At 43.9% G+C, this 3,038-nt stretch carries 1 protein-coding gene; it reads right to left on the bottom strand.

Annotated elements, in window-relative coordinates; translation table 11 throughout:
• Window positions 1-2,121 (bottom strand): calcium-binding protein (locus tag IM509_RS08370; RefSeq protein ID WP_502882251.1); only part of this gene is annotated, 2,121 nt, incomplete at its 3' end.
• Window positions 2,122-3,038: the final 917 nt, after the last annotated feature.

The raw sequence follows: 3,038 nt of genomic DNA, 5'->3' as shown, positions 1-3,038 counted from the left end.
TGTGCCAGTGGTTCCTGTATCCGTAATGGTGTCATAGCCTTCAAAGGTATTCCACTCATTACTTTGATAGCCTGTATAAATGTATTGGTCGGAACCGTTACCACCGTTAAGTTTGTCCTCACCACCGCCACCAATAATGACGTTATTGCTGGTATTACCGGTGATATTGTCATTCCCCCAATAGCCATTGATTTGGATATTGTCACCGACAAAAGCAGTATTAGAGAAGTCGAGGGTATTGTCACTCCAATCACCGACAATGGTGACTTTTCCTGTTACTCCTGTCCCGTCGATGGTTTCAATGCCACTGTTGGCGCTAAAGGAAAGAATCCCTAGGTCCACGTCTCCTGTACCCAAAGCCACAATTTTATCCACCCCGGTGGTCCCTGTATCGGTGTAGATGTCATAGCCTTGGAAACTCGACCAGCCTCCGGCTAGATTACCGGAGACATAATAAGTGTCTGAGTCTTCACCTCCATCTAATTGGTCATTGTCTGCGCCGCCATAGAGGAGGTCATTACCAACCCCACCCGATAAATTGTCAGACCCCCAATCTCCATCGATTAGGTCATCGCCGCCGCCACCATTGAGAATATCGTTTCCCCCGTAACCCATCAGGTGTTCGGCAAGATTCGTACCTGTAATCGTGTCGCTGGAGTTATCACCGTAAATAATGGTTTTCTGAAGATAGAAATAGTTGAGCCAACTGGCAACATCGTTAAGGCGAGCATTGGCATCGCCGTCTTCGTTGACGAGACGATTTTCTTCGATGGTAAAGCCAATATGATAGAGTCCATCGGCCACGGTATTGACTAAATTTTTGCCAAAATATTGAGTTGTCGCTCCGTCATTTTGCACCAGATGGTAGCCTGTTTCCTCATCCCCTTCATCATCACCGTGAAGGAGGACAAATTCTTCATAGTGATTAGTGCGAACCCATTGATTGAGGGTGCGAATATCATCGCTGGTAATCCAGCCATCAGCAGCGATACCTGTAGCAGTAATGCCATCTACTAATAGATGGTTAAGTCCGTCGGCGGCGGCGGCTCCGGCGTTAATATCCCCCGCATTTGTCCACTTGGCTAAGCCAGTATCAATTTTGATGGTATCGACAATTTTGTCTAATCCTGTGCCAGTGGTGGACTGATCGACGTAAAAATATGTTACCCAATCTGCTACGTCTTTTACTGTGGCATTAGCTGCACCATCTTCGTTGAGAAACCGCCCATTTTGGATCTCAAAACCAATATGATAGATTCCGTCGGCAACAGTATTAACTAGGTTTTTTGCAAAATATGTGGTCTGAGCGCCGTCATTTTGAACTAAATGGAAGCCAGTTTCTGTTGTGCCGTCATCATCCCCATGCAGAACAATAAAAGTATTATAACGGGTGGCATCAGAGCGAATCCAATTGTTAATTTGTGCAATATCGCTTTCGGAAATTGAACCATCGGCGGCGAGATTGTAGGTGGTAATCGCTGTTTTTAATAAATCATTCAGTCCATTGGCCGCATCAGCACCGCCAGCAATTTCTTGCCAAGGTATATTTTGCGCTAAACCCTGATCGGCAATAATTAATTCCGTAATCCGATCAAGTCCGGTATTAGTTGTGGCCCGATCTGTATAAAATTGGGTTAGCCAATCCGCCACCTGAGCAACTGTGGCATTGGCGTTACCATCTTCATTGACAAAGGTGCCATTTTCAATTAGGAAACCAATGTGATAAATGCCATCAAAAACCGTATCAACTAAATTTTGGTTGCGATACTGTTGAGTCGCTCCGTCATTTTGGACTAAATGAAACCCTGTTTCTGTTGTGCCGTCATCATCGCCGTGGAGAGCAGTAAATTCTGCTAAACGGTTAGCGCGAATCCAAGCATTAATCGCAGTTACGTCACTGACAGTAAAAATGCCGTTACTAGCAACTCCAGTGGCTTGTTTGGCTTCTAAGATTAACTGATTTAATTCATTAGCCGCCGTCATTCCACCCGTAATATTTGTGCCGAGATTAGCACCAGCCAGTCCTGGATCTATGCCAATTCTTTCAACCGTTTGATCTAGTCCCGTTCCGGTTGTTCCGATTGGGTAATTTTGCACCATCGAATAAGATTTGCTTGCCATAATTTTTAACTATAAAAAATAAGGTAGTTAGTGAAATAGCAACAATTGTTAGACAAGTAACGGCAAAACCGCACTAAGGCAGGTTTATCCTAAATCCAGTTAGCAAAACCCAGTTATCATCAGGGACTGCTGAAGTGGTCACTAGGAACAAGAAGGCTTGTCCACTGCACTGGATCAGGGGGATTTGGTGTTACCCTGACAATTGCGGATCGATATCCTCACCCATACCCGAAGTCGCTCCCAACGATTGGACAGTCTCAGATGGTCGATAAGTTCTAACCGATTGTCTTGCCTCTGCTCAGACTATCGAACGAGGCTTTCCGACCTTGATAGTCCTGAGTCGGCGTTTGATAATCTAACCTTTGATGGAATCTTAGCTTATTGTAGCATTTTTTACAGATATACGGTCTGCGCTGCTTTTTCTCTCTTGGCGTTGCTCAAATAAAAATACCTGAGCTTGCGCGTAACTCAATTTAAAACTAGGCGATCGCTGCAAGCCTCTGATCAGATGGCTGACAACCGACTCGGTGCTATCTACTTTCGTCAACTGGAGGTTGGGACGGTGGGTCAGGTGAGGAGCAATTTGGGAAGTCGTCAGGACAATTTCCCAGCTATCAAAGACAACTAATATAAAGTAACTTTACACCTCTTTTATCACTTTTGGAAAATGCTATTCTTGTAGATGAGACAAAAGAGCTAAAAATCTTCATTGATGCCAATTGGATAATTTCAGCGCATCTTATGATAGTCTAAATCTTTTCGGCTCTTCGGGAATTGTTATGCAAATAATTAACTTCAAATAAAATTCGATGAGAGCAACTACGCTCAAAAGTAGCTGAAATCCATACAGGGAAGGACTTAAGGCACAAACAGGTTAATACCAAAAGATAGACAATTGAGTTAAGATTTGATATAAT

This window comes from Microcystis sp. M31BS1, assembly GCF_020245285.1.
Lineage (GTDB): Bacteria > Cyanobacteriota > Cyanobacteriia > Cyanobacteriales > Microcystaceae > Microcystis > Microcystis panniformis.
The sequence above is the reverse complement of the archived record's forward strand: the minus strand, read 5'-3'. Positions and strand labels throughout refer to the sequence as shown.